The sequence below is a fragment of the Acidovorax sp. Root70 genome (assembly GCF_001428225.1).
Lineage (GTDB): Bacteria > Pseudomonadota > Gammaproteobacteria > Burkholderiales > Burkholderiaceae_C > Acidovorax.
Genome location: NZ_LMHQ01000001.1, coordinates 207,629 through 221,074, shown reverse-complemented (window position 1 = coordinate 221,074; position 13,446 = coordinate 207,629). Strand labels below are relative to the sequence as shown.

Below are 13,446 nucleotides of genomic sequence, written 5' to 3'. Positions count from 1 at the left end.
TTCAATCAACTTGCGTGATCAGCGCATCCCCATGGCCTGGCGTGCCACAAAATTCTTCAGCCAGTCACTGTGCTCAAAGCCCTTCATGCCCCAGTTGCGCAGCGCCTGCCAGGGCGCTTCCTGGCGCGCAAACAGCTGCTGCAGTCCATCAGTCGCCAGGCCCATCGCCACCAGGGCCGCCTTGCGCTGCCGTTCATAGCGCCGCAGCAGCCGCAGGTCGGCCACGCTGCGCCAGTAGTCACGGGTACGCAGCACGTCTGCCAGCGCCGCCACATCAGCCAGACCCAGGTTCAATCCTTGCCCTGCCAGTGGATGCACGTTGTGGGCTGCATCACCTGCCAGCACCCAGCTGCGGGCACCGACGCCCGCGGCTGACCCGGCGCCGCACCAGCGATCTGCCTTGGCCAGCTGCAGAGGCCATGTGGCGCGTTCTGCTATGAGTTCGAGGTTTCCGAGTGCCTGTTGGCTGGCTGTTTGCAATTCCTGCGCAAAAGCCTCGGCAGGCAACGCCATCAGCGCCGCGGCTTGCTCCTCAGGGACGGACCACACCACGGCGACAGAGTTCCCCTGAGGTCCCTCCAGCGGCAAAAAAGCCAGGATGCCCTGCGGCAAAAACCACTGGCGCGCCACCTGTCCATGTGGGTGTTCGCAGCGCACCCGGGTGGCAATGGCGTGCTGGGGATAGGGCGTCACGTCAAATTGAACGCCAAATTCGGCACGGGTGGTGCTGGAACGGCCTTCGCATACGACGGTCAGGGGGGCTGCCACGGGGCTGTCCACCACTTCTACCAGCGGCTGAAACCGCACGGCCTGAGCCAGGCGTTCTTCGAGGGCCGGCACATCCACGATCCACGCCAGCGCCTCCACCCCCTGGGGGGCGGCATCAAAATGAACGCGGCCATCCTGATCGCCCTGCACCTGCATGTGCTTGACGGCGGTGGCGTGTTCGGTGTCGGGCCAGCTACGCAGCGACTCCAGCAGGCTGCGCGACGCTGCATTCAGTGCGTAGGCACGCACGTCGGTGGCCGCAGCACTGCGCGGGGCAGGGGCTGGCACCAGAGCCACCTTCAGCCGTTCTCGCGCCAGCAACAACGCCAGGGTTCGGCCCACGATTCCGGTGCCACGAATACAGATATCAAAGGTTGGGGCCATGAGGGGCATTGTAGGAGGGGTCTTACCCACTTCCTGGACAGGGCAGAATTGCGGTCCGGCCTATCTGGCCCCCTTTTTCAGGAGCACCTGGCGTGAGTTTCCCTTCCGAGTCCGATCTGTCCGGCACCATTGCGCGGCTGTTTGTGTATCCCGTCAAATCCTGCGCGGGCATCGAGGTGCAGCAGGCATTGCTGACAGAGACCGGCCTGGATCTGGACCGTGCCTGGATGGTGGTGGATGCGCAAGGCCTGTTTCTTACCCAGCGCAGCCTGCCACGCATGGCGCTGATCCGGCCGCAACTCAAGAGCGACGAAATGGTGCTGCGCGCCCCTGGCATGCTGGCGCTGCATGTGGCGATCGATGCAGTGGAGGCCCCGGCCACGGTGACCGTCTGGCGCGACACGGTCCCTGCGTGGGACATGGGGCCCGTGGCGGCCCAGTGGTTTTCTGATTTTCTGGGCCAGCCTTGCCGTCTGGTCCGGTTTGATCCCGAACACCGGCGTCTGTCCAGCCTGGAGTGGACTGACGGGGTTGAGGCACCCAATCAGTTCGCGGACGGGTTTCCGTTGCTCGTGACCAGCGAGGCGTCCCTGCAGGAGCTCAATGCCCGGCTCACTGCCGGTGGTCACGCTGCCGTGGGCATGGAGCGGTTTCGCCCCAATCTGGTCCTCGCTGGCGTGGAAGCCCATGATGAAGACCGTGTGGATGGGCTGCATGTGCAGGCAGACGATGCCACTGGTGTCCGCCTGCAACCCGTCAAACCCTGTGCGCGGTGCCCTATCCCGAACATTGACCCGGCCACCGCCGAGAGCAACCCGTCAGTAGGTGACACATTGCGCAGTTACCGCCAGGACAAGCGACTGGACGGCGCCATCACCTTTGGCATGAATGCCATCGTGCGCGAGGGGGCGGGCCAGTGGCTGCGCGTGGGGCAGCGCATCGCGGGCGATCTGCGGTTCGATTGAGAGCCTGATCCGGGCAGTCTGTAGCGAGTGCCGGGCGGGCCCGTAAAATCGGCGGTTTGTCTCCAGAACACCAGAAAGCCCTGCCATGAGCCTCCAATGCGGCATCGTGGGCCTGCCCAACGTCGGCAAGTCCACCCTTTTCAACGCGCTGACCAAGGCTGGCATTGCCGCCGAGAACTATCCCTTCTGCACCATCGAGCCCAATGTCGGCGTAGTGGAAGTGCCGGACCCCCGCCTGCAGCAACTGGCCGGGATCATCTCGCCCGAACGCATCGTTCCCGCCATCGTCGAATTTGTGGACATTGCCGGCCTGGTGGCTGGTGCCAGCCAGGGCGAAGGCCTGGGCAACCAGTTCCTGGCCCACATCCGTGAAACCGACGCCATCGTGAACGTGGTGCGCTGCTTTGAAGACGACAACGTGATCCACGTGGCTGGCCGTGTGGACCCCATCTCGGACATCGAAGTGATCCAGACCGAGCTGTGCCTGGCGGACATGGGCACCGTGGAAAAGGCGCTCAACCGCTATACCAAGGCCGCCAAGTCGGGCAACGACAAGGACGCCGCCAAGCTGGTGGCGCTGCTCACACGCATCCAGGCCGCGCTCAACGAAGGCAAGCCTGCCCGCTCGGTCGAGATCACCAAGGAAGAGCAGCCCCTGCTCAAGTCCCTGTGCCTCATCACGGCCAAGCCCGCCATGTTTGTGGGCAACGTGAGCGAAGACGGTTTCGAAAACAATCCGTTCCTGGACCGCCTCAAGGAATACGCCGCCAGCCAGAACGCCCCCGTGGTGGCCATCTGCGCCAAGATGGAAGCCGAAATGGCCGAGATGAGCGATGAAGATCGCGACATGTTCCTGGCCGAGATGGGCCAGACCGAACCAGGCCTCGCGCGCCTGATCCGTGGCGCTTTCAAGCTGCTGGGCCTGCAGACGTACTTCACCGCCGGCGTGAAGGAGGTGCGCGCCTGGACCATCCACATCGGCGATACCGCGCCCCAGGCGGCTGGCGTGATCCACGGCGACTTCGAGCGCGGCTTCATCCGTGCGCAGACCATTGCCTTTGAGGACTTCATTGCCTACAAGGGCGAGCAGGGAGCCAAGGATGCGGGCAAGATGCGCGCCGAAGGCAAGGAATACGTGGTCAAGGATGGCGACGTTCTGAATTTCCTCTTCAACGTGTGACCACCCCGCAGACCCGTGTGGGTCTGCCGTGCTCCCCGCCATCCCTGTCTGCCCTTGGGCTGGCAGGGATTTTTTCTGGCGATGCCGCCGATCGATCCCGCGGCCGTCCACCCATTTACCCGTTGTGGGGTTTTGCGCATGAATACCGGAATCCTCTACGCCGCCCTCGCCTATGTCGCATGGGGCTTATTCCCCCTGTACTTCAAGCAGGTGGCCGATGTGCCATCGCTGGAGGTGGTGATGCACCGCACGCTGTGGTCGCTGGTGGTGGTGCTGGGGTTGCTGGCCGTCCGCAGGCAATGGGCGTGGATGGGGGCCGTGCTGCGCCAGCCCAGGGTGCTGGGCGCCTTTGCGCTGTCGGCGGTGCTGTTGTCGGGCAACTGGCTGACCTACGTGTGGGCGGTGCAGAACCACCACGTGGTCGATGCCAGCCTGGGGTATTTCATCTTGCCGCTGGTGAACGTGGCGCTGGGCTTCGTGTTTTTGCGCGAGCGCCCCCGGCCAGGCCAATGGCTGGCGGTGGCGGTAGCCGCAGCCGGTGTGCTGTGGCTGGCAGTGCAGGCAGGGCGCCTGCCCTGGATCGCGCTGGTGCTGGCGCTGACCTTTGGCTTTTATGGCCTGCTGCGCAAGGTGGCAGTGCTGGGCGCGCTGGAGGGGCTCACCCTGGAGACGCTGATGCTGGCGCCGGTGGCTGCTGTGGTGCTGGCGTGGTGGAGCTGGCAAGGGCAGGGCGCGCTGGTGCACGGGGACCTGTCCACCGTGGGGTGGCTGCTGTTGGCCGGGCCCATGACCGCCATCCCCTTGCTGCTGTTTGCCGCTGGCGCGCGACGCATCCCCATGTCCACACTCGGCATCCTGCAGTACATCTCTCCCAGCCTGCAGTTCGGGCTGGGGGTGTGGGTGTACCACGAGACCTTTCAGCCCGCGCGTCTGGTCGGTTTCGTGTTGATCTGGGCCGCGCTGGTGGTGTACAGCGTGGAGGGCTGGTGGACGCGTCAGCGCGTGGCGGTTGCCTGATCCGGCAGAGACGGATCGCTGCTGCCGCTGGGATGCGGGGGAAACGCGCTGTTCGTTCTTTGCCACCGCACGCCACAGTCCGCGAACTGTTTGAAAAAAACCTGTTGCCGCCGTCGGATACCTTGTTTGTACGCGCCGGGTTGACATGCGGACTGCAATGCCCACACTGGGTGCCTGGTTCCATTTCCTATCCCCTTGCACCGGGTGCTTGGCGCCTTCCTCGCGGTTGCGCGTTGGTGCCCCGGTGTCCAGCCCATGCCCTCATCCACCGACCTGACGGCTGCATTCGCTATTGCCCGGCGGCACGTGCACCTCTTGCAGCACCAGCCACAGGCTTTTCCCCCTCCGGCTGATTCGCAGGGAGCGGTGGAGTGCATAGAGACCCATATCTCCTGGGTGCTGCTGGCTGGTGACTTTGCCTACAAGTTCAAGAAGCCATTGCAGCTGGATTTTCTGGACTTCAGCACCCAGGCGCTGCGGCACGCAGCCTGCGAGGAAGAACTGCGCATCAACCGCCGCACGGCACCAGGCCTGTACCTGGGCCTGGTGGGCTTGGTCGTCGTTGCGGCAGAGGACGCGCCCGCCACGCTCCGGCTGGTGCCCTGGCAAGACGCTCCGCCTGGCGCCGAACCCGCTGTGTGGATGCGGCGGTTTTCCCAGGATGCACTGCTTGCTACGGCTGTGGACGAGCATAGCGTGGCGCCCGCGCAGATCGATCAGCTGGCACGCCATGTGGCGCAGCTCCATGCCGCTGCCGCGGTCGCTACAGGCGCTGAGGTTTGGGGCTCGGCGGCGGCTGTGCGTGCGCCGGTGGACGACTGCCTGGCCGCCCTGCGCGCCCCGGTGGCAGCCACACTGCCCGGTCTGGGCCCGTTGCTGGAGCAGGTGGCCGACTGGTGCCAGCAGCAAGCGCAGGCGCTGGCCCCCGTGTTCGAGGTACGGCGGGCGGGCGGCCGGGTGCGCGAATGCCATGGCGATTTGCATCTGGCCAACATTGCGCTCATCGACGGCCAGGCGCAGCTGTTCGACGCCCTCGAGTTCAACGCTGCCTTGCGCTGGATCGACTGCGTGGCTGACATTGCCTTTGTGGTGATGGATCTCGCGGCCCATGGCCGGACGGATCTCGCCTGGCGCTTTGTGAACCGGTGGCTGGAGCACACGGGCGACTATTCAGGCCTCTTGGTGTTGCGTTACTACGGTTGCTACCGTGCCCTGGTGCGGGCGCGGGTTGCCGCCCTGAGGCGCCATCCACCGGGGGGTGCCAGCGGCGCGCAGGCTGTGCCAGCCGTGGAGAGGTATCTGGAACTGGCGGCGTGGTGGACGGGGCAACCGGCTGCGCGCTGGCCGGTAGCACGTCCTGCCGCGTTGTGGCTGGCCCAGGGCTTTTCCGGTGCAGGCAAAAGTACCCATGCGTTGACCCTGGCGTGCCAGCGTGGAATGGTGCGCGTGCGGGCCGATGTGGAGCGCAAGCGCCTGTTTGGACTGGCGCCAGAGGCTGCCAGCGATGGCATACCGGGTGGCATCTACACCGCCGAGGCCACGCGTGCACACGCACGAGCGACTGGCGCAGGTGGCGCGCGAGGTGCTGGCGGCAGGCTACTCCGTGATCGTGGATGCCACGTTCCTGGACCGTGATGCCCGCGCGCTGTTCCTGGCCCTGGCCCTGGCCGAGTCTGTGCAGGTGCCGTGTCACATCCTGTCGTTCGAGGCCCCTTTGCAGGTGTTGCGCGAGCGTGTGCGCCTGCGTGCGTTGGCCGAAGGCGGTGCGTCTGAGGCGGATGTTTCGGTGCTCGACGCCCAGTGGGCCCGCGCCCACCCGCTGCAGCCCCACGAAGAGGCCATCACCCTGCACGTGGACACCACGGCGCCCGTGGACTGGGACCTGCTGTTGCCGCCCTGACCCCCGGCGACCGGCGTACTGCTACACCGACAGGTGCCCCGGCATGAAGTACAGCAGCACGCTGGTCATTGCCAGATAGCGCAGGAACTTGCCCATGGCCATATAGGCCATACATGGCCAGAATGGCAGCTTGAGCCAGCCGGCCACCGCGCACAGCGGGTCACCCACCACGGGCAGCCAGCTCAGCAGGCAGGCACGCGCGCCAAAGCGCTTGAGCCAGTTCAGTGCCCGCACTTCCGTGGCATTGCCCCGCGCCTTGTCCACCGCCTTGTGCGCCCCCAAGCCCATCCACCAGCTCACGCCGCCGCCCAGGGTGTTGCCCACAGTGGCCACCAGAATGGCGGGCCAGAACAGGTCGGGGTTGAGCTTGATCAGGCCAAAGACGGCGGGCTCTGACCCCAGCGGCAGCAGCGTGGCCGAGATGAACGACACCACGAAGACCGTACTCAGGCCGAACTGCGGCAAGGCCAGCCATTCGAGCAACTGGTGCATCCAGATTTCCATAGCCGTTGAGTGTAGAGGGCGGTGTGGGCCTCTTTTGCCCCTGGGGGCTCTGTCCTACAACGGCGCGCGTCATTGGCGCATGGTCGGGCGCCGGGGGCTTTTGTATTGTGAATGCACATTGGCCCTGAATGACAACCCCAGGAGGTCGCCCATGCTGGTCCTGCCCGCCGCACCCACGCCCCACCACTCCCGCCCCGCTGCTCCCTGCCCCCCCGCGACCCGGTGGTCGTCGGTGGCTGTGGCGCTGTTGCTGGCGGCCTGTGCGCACAGCCCTCAGGCCGCCGTACCTGCGCCGGGGCTGCAAGGGGGACCAGCCCTGTGGGAGCCCGCCACGGCGTCTTGCGACCAAGAGCCCACCGCGCGGCCTGCGCTGGAACGCATTGGCCGCGAGTTGCAGCCCCAAGGCATGGCGTTGCAGGCTACCTGCACTGCCGGCGGCGGCTGGGTGGTGCAGGTGCAGGTGCTGGATGGCACCAAGGCGCACAAGGTGGTGCGCGGGCCGCTGGCCGATGGGCAGGCGGTGGACATGGGTACACCGTCGGGCGCGGTGCTGTCAGGCGCGGCAGCCGGGGCCAGCGGCTTCTCGCCCGATGTGTTGCACAACCGCCAGTGGCTGCGCACGCTCATGGCGCGCCACCAGTTCGACAATCTGCCAGATGCTTGGTGGCATTTCGCGCAGCGGGGCGCTCCGCCGGCACAGCCTGCAGACACCGATCTGGCCGCGCGGTGAGGTAAGACCCTGCCCTGGGGTCGAGCGGCTACAGGGTGCGAGAGGCGAGGGTGCGTGTCCATGGGGCTGAGTCAATGGAGCCCGGACCGCAGATAGAAACTGTGTGCGCCCCATTTCAGTTGCTGAAATTTTGAGCAGGTACAATCCCGCCTCCTTTTTCAGCATCTTTTGCTGCCTCTCGCTGCCCCTCCCCGCTCATGCAAATTGGCCACATTCCACTGGCGAACCGGTTGTTCGTCGCCCCGATGGCGGGCGTCACCGACCGGCCGTTCCGCCAGCTGTGCAAGGCGCTGGGCGCGGGTTACGCGGTGAGCGAGATGGTGACCTCGCGCAAGGACTTGTGGAACAGCCTCAAGACCTCGCGCCGAGCCAACCATGAGGGGGAGCCGGGGCCCATTGCCGTGCAGATCGCCGGCACCGATGCGCCGATGATGGCCGAGGCCGCGGTCTACAACGTGGAACGCGGTGCGCAGATCATCGACATCAACATGGGCTGCCCGGCCAAGAAGGTGTGCAACAAATGGGCGGGCTCTGCGCTGATGCAGAACGAGGCATTGGCGGTGGAAATTGCCGCTGCCGTGGTCGAGGCCTGCGCGCCTTTCAACGTGCCCGTCACGCTGAAGATGCGCACCGGCTGGTGCCAGGAGCACAAGAACGCTGTGCAGCTCGCGCGCCAGTTCGAGGCCGTGGGCATCCAGATGCTCACCGTGCACGGCCGCACGCGCGAGCAGGGCTACAAAGGTCAAGCCGAGTACGACACCATCGCAGCCGTCAAGGCGGCCGTGAAGGTGCCCGTGGTGGCCAACGGCGACATCACATCGCCCGAGAAGGCGCGCGACGTGCTGGCCGCCACCGGCGCCGACGCGATCATGATCGGCCGTGCCGCCCAAGGCCGGCCGTGGATCTTCCGCGAGGTCGGCCACTTTCTGGCCACGGGCGAACACCTGGCACCACCGCTGGTGGCCGAGGTGCGCCGCCTGCTACTGGACCACCTGCACGACCACTACAGCCTGTACGGCGAGCTGACCGGCGTACGCAGTGCGCGCAAGCACATTGCCTGGTACCTGCGCACACTGCCGGGCGGCGAGGCCCTGCGGGCACACATCAATACGATCGAAGACTGCACCACGCAGTGGCAGGCAGTGGCCGACTACCTGGACGCCCTGGGCCAGCAGATGGACCGACTGCCTGCTGCCACCGACGTGGATGCCGACACAGAAGAACAAGAGGGATTGGCTGCATGAGCAAGAAACACATAGAAGAATGCGTGCGCGAGAGCCTGCAGGGCTACTTTCGCGACCTGGGCGGCGAGACGCCCGATGGCATGTACGACATGCTGGTACGTGTGGTCGAGAGGCCGCTGCTGGAAGTCGTGATGCAGCAGGCCGACAACAACCAGTCGCGCGCAGCCGAATGGCTGGGCTTGAACCGCAACACCCTGCGCAAGAAGCTGGTCGAGCACAAGCTGCTCTGACCGAGTTCGTCTAATTGCTATTTATTTTGTAGCTGTTTGCGCATGATGCACTAGCACTACAGCCCGTTTTTATTCAAAACCTCCGCACCACCACCATGAACGCACTCCTCTCCGTCTCTGACAAGACCGGCATCGTCGAATTCGCGCAAGCGCTGCACGCACTGGGCATCAAGCTGCTGTCCACCGGCGGCACCGCCAAGCTGCTGGCCGACAAGGGCCTGCCCGTGACCGAAGTGGCCGAGGTCACCCAGTTTCCCGAAATGCTCGACGGCCGCGTGAAGACGCTGCACCCCAAGGTGCACGGCGGCCTGCTGGCCCGCCGCGAGCTGCCCGAACACATGGCCGCGCTGAAGGAGCACGGCATCGACACCATCGACCTGCTGGTGGTCAACCTCTATCCGTTTGAAGCGACCGTGGCCAAGGCGGGCTGCACGCTGGCCGACGCCATCGAGAACATCGACATCGGTGGCCCCGCCATGGTGCGCAGCGCTGCCAAGAACTGGAAGGACGTGGGCGTGATCACGTCGGCCGACCAGTACGACGCCGTGCTGGCCGAACTGAAGGCCGGTGGCAAATTGAGCGACAAGCTGCGCTTTGCGCTGTCGGTGGCGGCGTTCAACCGCATCGCCCAGTACGACGGCGCGATCAGTGACTACCTCTCGTCCGTCACGTTCGAAGCAGAAAAGCTGTCGGAAACCTACGTGCCCACGCGTACCCAGTTCCCTGGCCAGAGCAATGGCATCTTCACCAAGGTGCAAGACCTGCGTTACGGTGAAAACAGCCATCAGCAAGCCGCGCTGTACCGCGACCTGTACCCCGCACCCGGCTCGCTGGTTACCGGTGTGCAACTGCAGGGCAAGGAGCTGAGCTACAACAACATTGCCGACGCCGATGCCGCGTGGGAATGCGTGAAGAGCTTTGAAGCCGCGGCCTGCGTGATCGTCAAGCACGCCAACCCCTGCGGCGTGGCCGTAGGCCTGGACGCACTGAGCGCCTACAGCAAGGCCTTCCAGACCGACCCCACCAGCGCCTTTGGCGGCATCATCGCCTTCAACCGCGTGGTGGACGGCCCGGCTGCAGCCCAGGTCAGCAAGCAGTTTGTCGAAGTGCTGATGGCCCCCGACTTCACCGCCGAGGCGCTGGAGATCTTCAAGGCCAAGGCCAACGTGCGCCTGCTCAAGATCGCGCTGCCCGCCCACGGTGGCAGCACCGACTGGGAGCGTGGCCGCAACGCCATGGACGCCAAGCGCATTGGCTCGGGCCTGCTGCTGCAGACCGCTGACAACCACGAGCTGTCGCTCATCGACCTCAAGGTCGTGACCAAGAAACAGCCTACGCTCGAAGAGATGGAAGACCTGCTGTTCGCCTGGAAGGTCGCCAAGTACGTCAAGAGCAATGCCATCGTCTTCTGCAAGGGCGGCATGACCATGGGCGTGGGCGCCGGCCAGATGAGCCGCCTGGACTCCGCCCGCATCGCTAGCATCAAGGCGGGCCACGCAGGCCTGACCTTGCAAGGCACGGTCGTGGCGAGCGATGCGTTCTTCCCCTTCCGCGACGGCCTGGACGTGGTGGTAGATGCGGGTGCGACCTGCGTGATCCAGCCCGGTGGTTCGATGCGCGACAACGAAGTGATCGACGCTGCCAACGAGCGCGGCGTGGCCATGGTCTTCAGCGGCGTGCGCCACTTCCGCCATTGAGATGACGGTGATCGCAACGGGTCTTGTAGCGGTGCGCGTGCATGCACCGCGACGATGAGACCCCGCCACCCCGGCCTCGCTGGCTGGGGTGGGCCCTGGCGGTGTTCATGGCGCTGGTGGTGTTGGGCATGCTCAACCTGGGCTGGCGCATGCTGCAGCCGGGGCCAGGTGCTGGCGGGCAAGGCAGCGCTGCCTCACCGCCCTCCGCATCGGCCGGACTTCGCCTGGTGGAAGCATCCGATTGCCTGCGCTGCCATGGCATGGAGCGCCACTACGTCGGCCCTTCGTTTCAGCAGATTGCAGCGCGGTACCGTGACAGCGCCGACGTGGTCGATTACCTGGCCGGCAAGATCCGCAACGGCAGTGTGGGCGAATGGGGCCGCACCGTGATGCCACGCCACCCGCAAGTCACGGAAAGCCAGGCGCGTGAGATGGCGCAGTGGCTGGTGTCGCTGCCGCTGCCGTCTGCTGCGGCACCCGGGGCGCCTGTCTCAGAGGCCGCATCGGCGCCACGCTGACGGCGATGGCGACCGGGGCTACAGGGGTGAGGGGCGAGATGCCCGCTGGGGCTCAGGCCCCAAAGTTCATTGGCAGGCCCACATAGTTTTCCGCCAGCGACACCGAGGCCGCACGGGAGTGCACCAGGTAGTCCAGCTCAGCCTCCTGGATCTTCTGGCCAAACTCGCCGGTTTCCGGAAAGCGGTGCATCAGCGAGGTGAACCACCAAGAGAAGCGCTCGGCACGCCACACGCGGCGCAGGCAGCGGTCGGAGTAGGTGTCGATGCCCACGGACGATTTCTCGTTGTAGAACTCGGACAGGGCGGTCCACAGATAGCCCACGTCGCTGGCGGCCAGGTTCAGGCCCTTGGCACCGGTGGGGGGCACGATGTGGGCGGCATCACCGGCCAGGAACATGCGGCCAAAGCGCATGGGTTCGGCCACAAAGCTGCGCAGCGGGGCGATGCTCATCTCCAGCGCCGGACCGGTCACCAGGTTGGCGCGGGCCTCGGGGTCCAGGCGGTTGCCCAGCTCGGTCCAGAACTGGTCGATGGTCCAGTTCTCGACCTTGTCGGTGGTGGGCACCTGCACGTAGTAGCGGCTGCGCGTGGCGCTGCGCATGCTGCACAGCGCAAAGCCGCGCTCGGTGTTGGCGTAGATGAGTTCGTGCGACACGGGCGGCACGTCGGCCAGCACACCCAGCCAGCCAAAGGGGTACACGCGCTCGTAGGTTTTGAGCAGGTCGGCCGGGGCGCTGGCGCGGCACACGCCGTGGTAGCCGTCGCAGCCCGCGATGAAGTCGCAGGCCAGCTCATGGGTCTGGCCGTCCTTCTCGTACGTCACGCGCGGGTGTTGGCCGTCAAAGTCGTGCACTTGCACGTTCTGCGCGTCGTACACGGTGGTCAGGCCTGCTGCTGCACGCGCATCCATCAGGTCGCGCGTCACTTCGGTCTGGCCGTACACCGTCACGCGGCTGCCGCCGGTCAGTTCGTGCAGGTCGATGCGGTGGCGCCGGCCCTTGAACAGCAGCTCGATGCCGTCGTGCGGCAGGCCCTCGGCATGGGCGCGGGCGCTCACGCCTGCCTGGTCCAGCAGGTCCATGCAGACCTTCTCCAACACCCCGGCGCGGATGCGGCCGAGCACGTAGTCGGGGCTGCGCTGCTCGATGATGACGGCGTCAACGCCAGACTTGTGGAGCAACTGACCGAGCAGCAGGCCGGCGGGGCCGGCACCAATGATGGCAACCTGGGTGCGCATGGGAAACCTCTGGGAAAGGGATGTGGAAGCTGGGGAGATACCGAAAACCAATGGCCTTGAGCGTAGGTTGATCCAGATCAAAGCGATATCCGACAACGCCGATTTCGTGCGATCAGTCGATGCTTTGTGCGATGATCGCGCAGTCTCAAGGGTGGCCGCGTCTGCAACCTGGGCCGCCATGGCTCTGAGTCGCTGCAGGGCCTCCGCCAGCGCTGGTGTCCCCCCGAGTCCATCCACCTGCAATTCACTCATCACCTCTCATGGCCTCCACCCCCATCGCCAAGGCAGACTTCATTGAAGGCATGGCCAAGGGCATGGCCGTGCTGGAAAGTTTTGACACCGAGCGCCAGCGCCTGAACGCCACCCTGGCGGCGCAACGCACGGGCCTCACGCGCGCGGCGGCGCGGCGGCACCTGCTGACGCTGGCGCACCTGGGGTATCTGGAGACGGATGGCAGCTACTTCTGGCTGGCGCCCAAGGTGCTGCGGTTTTCGGGCAGCTACCTTGCGTCTGCACGGCTGCCGCGCGTGCTGCAGCCCACGCTGAACCGGCTGGCCGCGCAAACCCAGCAGTCGTTCTCGGCGGTGGTGCTGGATGGGGATGAGGTGGTGATCGTGGCGCGCAGCGGCGTGTATGGCGCGCCGGCGCGGGTGCTGGCCTATGGCTTGCACCTGGGCGCGCGGCTGCCGGCCCACCCTACGTCCACCGGGCGGGTGTTGCTGGCGGCGCTGCCCCCGGCGGAGCTGACGGCCTGGCTCAAGAACCGGCCCCTGCACCGCCTCACGCCGCTGACGATCACGCAGGTGGGCCCGCTGCGGCAGGTGATCACCAAGGTGCGGCGCGACGACTATTGCCTGGCGGTGGAGGAGCACGAGCTGGGCGTGCATGCGCTGGCCGTGCCGCTGCGCAACCTGCAGGGCCACACGGTGGCGGCGCTCAACGTGGTGGCATCGCCCAAGCAGATGGACGAGGGCAGCCTGCAGCGCGACATGCTGCCGTTGCTGCAAGACGCTGCCCGCGAGTTGCGCGGACTGCTGTGAGTCTCCTTCGTCGCAAGCCTCGACGCCATGAG

At 66.0% G+C, this 13,446-nt stretch carries 14 protein-coding genes; 11 read left to right on the top strand and 3 right to left on the bottom strand.

The window, feature by feature from the left end; genetic code table 11:
- Positions 1–18: 18 nt before the first annotated feature.
- Complete coding sequence (locus ASD94_RS00985; protein WP_056637324.1) at positions 19–1,152, bottom strand: FAD-dependent monooxygenase; 1,134 nt, start codon at positions 1,150–1,152, stop codon at positions 19–21.
- Positions 1,153–1,244: 92 nt separating this feature from the next.
- Here ASD94_RS00985 and ASD94_RS00980 point away from each other — a divergent pair, with 92 nt between their 5' ends.
- The 5 genes from ASD94_RS00980 (at position 1,245) to ASD94_RS23930 (ending at position 6,214) form a co-directional block, all read left to right on the top strand.
- Positions 1,245–2,117 carry an MOSC domain-containing protein gene (locus tag ASD94_RS00980; RefSeq protein ID WP_056637321.1) on the top strand — a complete coding sequence of 291 codons (873 nt, stop codon included), beginning with the start codon at positions 1,245–1,247 and terminating at the stop codon, positions 2,115–2,117.
- A gap of 85 nt (positions 2,118–2,202) precedes the next feature.
- A complete protein-coding gene (gene ychF, locus ASD94_RS00975; RefSeq protein ID WP_056637318.1) occupies positions 2,203–3,297 on the top strand; it encodes a redox-regulated ATPase YchF in 1,095 nt (364 codons plus the stop codon).
- Between the two features lie 138 nt (positions 3,298–3,435).
- The gene (gene rarD, locus ASD94_RS00970) at positions 3,436–4,314 is read left to right on the top strand and encodes an EamA family transporter RarD (protein WP_056637315.1); all 879 of its coding nucleotides are present in this window, start codon (positions 3,436–3,438) and stop codon (positions 4,312–4,314) included.
- A 255-nt stretch (positions 4,315–4,569) separates the two neighbouring features.
- Positions 4,570–5,949, top strand: a complete 1,380-nt coding sequence (locus tag ASD94_RS00965; protein ID WP_235510519.1) for an AAA family ATPase — start codon at positions 4,570–4,572, stop codon at positions 5,947–5,949.
- A complete protein-coding gene (locus ASD94_RS23930) occupies positions 5,858–6,214 on the top strand; it encodes an ATP-binding protein (RefSeq protein ID WP_235510517.1) in 357 nt (118 codons plus the stop codon). The genes ASD94_RS00965 and ASD94_RS23930 overlap by 92 nt, the downstream gene beginning before the upstream one ends.
- Before the next feature lie 21 nt (positions 6,215–6,235).
- Here the strand turns inward: ASD94_RS23930 and ASD94_RS00960 are convergent, their stop codons facing one another.
- The gene (locus ASD94_RS00960) at positions 6,236–6,718 is read right to left on the bottom strand and encodes a YqaA family protein (RefSeq protein WP_056637313.1); all 483 of its coding nucleotides are present in this window, start codon (positions 6,716–6,718) and stop codon (positions 6,236–6,238) included.
- A gap of 151 nt (positions 6,719–6,869) precedes the next feature.
- Between ASD94_RS00960 and ASD94_RS00955 the strand changes: the two genes are divergently transcribed.
- The 5 genes from ASD94_RS00955 (at position 6,870) to ASD94_RS00935 (ending at position 11,137) form a co-directional block, all read left to right on the top strand.
- On the top strand, positions 6,870–7,448 hold the full coding sequence (locus ASD94_RS00955; RefSeq protein WP_056637308.1) for a M15 family metallopeptidase: 579 nt from the start codon (positions 6,870–6,872) through the stop codon (positions 7,446–7,448).
- A gap of 197 nt (positions 7,449–7,645) precedes the next feature.
- Positions 7,646–8,692: a tRNA dihydrouridine synthase DusB gene (dusB, locus tag ASD94_RS00950; RefSeq protein ID WP_056637305.1), complete on the top strand. Its 1,047-nt coding sequence runs from the start codon at positions 7,646–7,648 to the stop codon at positions 8,690–8,692.
- Entirely contained in the window at positions 8,689–8,922 is a 234-nt protein-coding gene (locus ASD94_RS00945; RefSeq protein ID WP_015015597.1) for a Fis family transcriptional regulator, read from the top strand. Before dusB ends, ASD94_RS00945 begins: the two co-directional genes overlap by 4 nt.
- Positions 8,923–9,017: 95 nt before the next feature.
- Positions 9,018–10,619, top strand: coding sequence for a bifunctional phosphoribosylaminoimidazolecarboxamide formyltransferase/IMP cyclohydrolase (gene purH / locus ASD94_RS00940; RefSeq protein ID WP_056637304.1), 1,602 nt, complete (start codon positions 9,018–9,020; stop codon positions 10,617–10,619).
- 41 nt (positions 10,620–10,660) lie between these two features.
- Positions 10,661–11,137 (top strand): c-type cytochrome, encoded by a 477-nt coding sequence (locus ASD94_RS00935; RefSeq protein ID WP_056637302.1) that lies wholly within the window; start codon positions 10,661–10,663, stop codon positions 11,135–11,137.
- Between the two features lie 52 nt (positions 11,138–11,189).
- On the opposite strand, the gene pobA is transcribed toward ASD94_RS00935, so the two are convergent.
- Complete coding sequence (gene pobA, locus ASD94_RS00930; protein ID WP_056637299.1) at positions 11,190–12,374, bottom strand: 4-hydroxybenzoate 3-monooxygenase; 1,185 nt, start codon at positions 12,372–12,374, stop codon at positions 11,190–11,192.
- Positions 12,375–12,634: 260 nt separating this feature from the next.
- Between pobA and ASD94_RS00925 the strand changes: the two genes are divergently transcribed.
- Positions 12,635–13,414, top strand: coding sequence for an IclR family transcriptional regulator C-terminal domain-containing protein (locus ASD94_RS00925; RefSeq protein WP_056637296.1), 780 nt, complete (start codon positions 12,635–12,637; stop codon positions 13,412–13,414).
- The last annotated feature ends 32 nt before the right edge of the window (positions 13,415–13,446 follow it).

Bases quoted from the DNA above. Each gene is read 5' to 3' on its own strand.
- ychF (WP_056637318.1), top strand. From the start codon at position 2,203: ATGAGCCTCCAATGCGGCATCGTGGGCCTGCCCAACGTCGGCAAGTCC.
- ASD94_RS00965 (WP_235510519.1), top strand. From the start codon at position 4,570: ATGCCCTCATCCACCGACCTGACGGCTGCATTCGCTATTGCCCGGCGG.
- ASD94_RS00935 (WP_056637302.1), top strand. From the start codon at position 10,661: ATGCACCGCGACGATGAGACCCCGCCACCCCGGCCTCGCTGGCTGGGG.
- dusB (WP_056637305.1), top strand. From the start codon at position 7,646: ATGCAAATTGGCCACATTCCACTGGCGAACCGGTTGTTCGTCGCCCCG.
- ASD94_RS00925 (WP_056637296.1), top strand. From the start codon at position 12,635: ATGGCCTCCACCCCCATCGCCAAGGCAGACTTCATTGAAGGCATGGCC.
- ASD94_RS00960 (WP_056637313.1), bottom strand. From the start codon at position 6,718: ATGGAAATCTGGATGCACCAGTTGCTCGAATGGCTGGCCTTGCCGCAG.
- ASD94_RS00945 (WP_015015597.1), top strand. From the start codon at position 8,689: ATGAGCAAGAAACACATAGAAGAATGCGTGCGCGAGAGCCTGCAGGGC.
- purH (WP_056637304.1), top strand. From the start codon at position 9,018: ATGAACGCACTCCTCTCCGTCTCTGACAAGACCGGCATCGTCGAATTC.
- ASD94_RS00955 (WP_056637308.1), top strand. From the start codon at position 6,870: ATGCTGGTCCTGCCCGCCGCACCCACGCCCCACCACTCCCGCCCCGCT.
- rarD (WP_056637315.1), top strand. From the start codon at position 3,436: ATGAATACCGGAATCCTCTACGCCGCCCTCGCCTATGTCGCATGGGGC.
- ASD94_RS00985 (WP_056637324.1), bottom strand. From the start codon at position 1,152: ATGGCCCCAACCTTTGATATCTGTATTCGTGGCACCGGAATCGTGGGC.
- pobA (WP_056637299.1), bottom strand. From the start codon at position 12,374: ATGCGCACCCAGGTTGCCATCATTGGTGCCGGCCCCGCCGGCCTGCTG.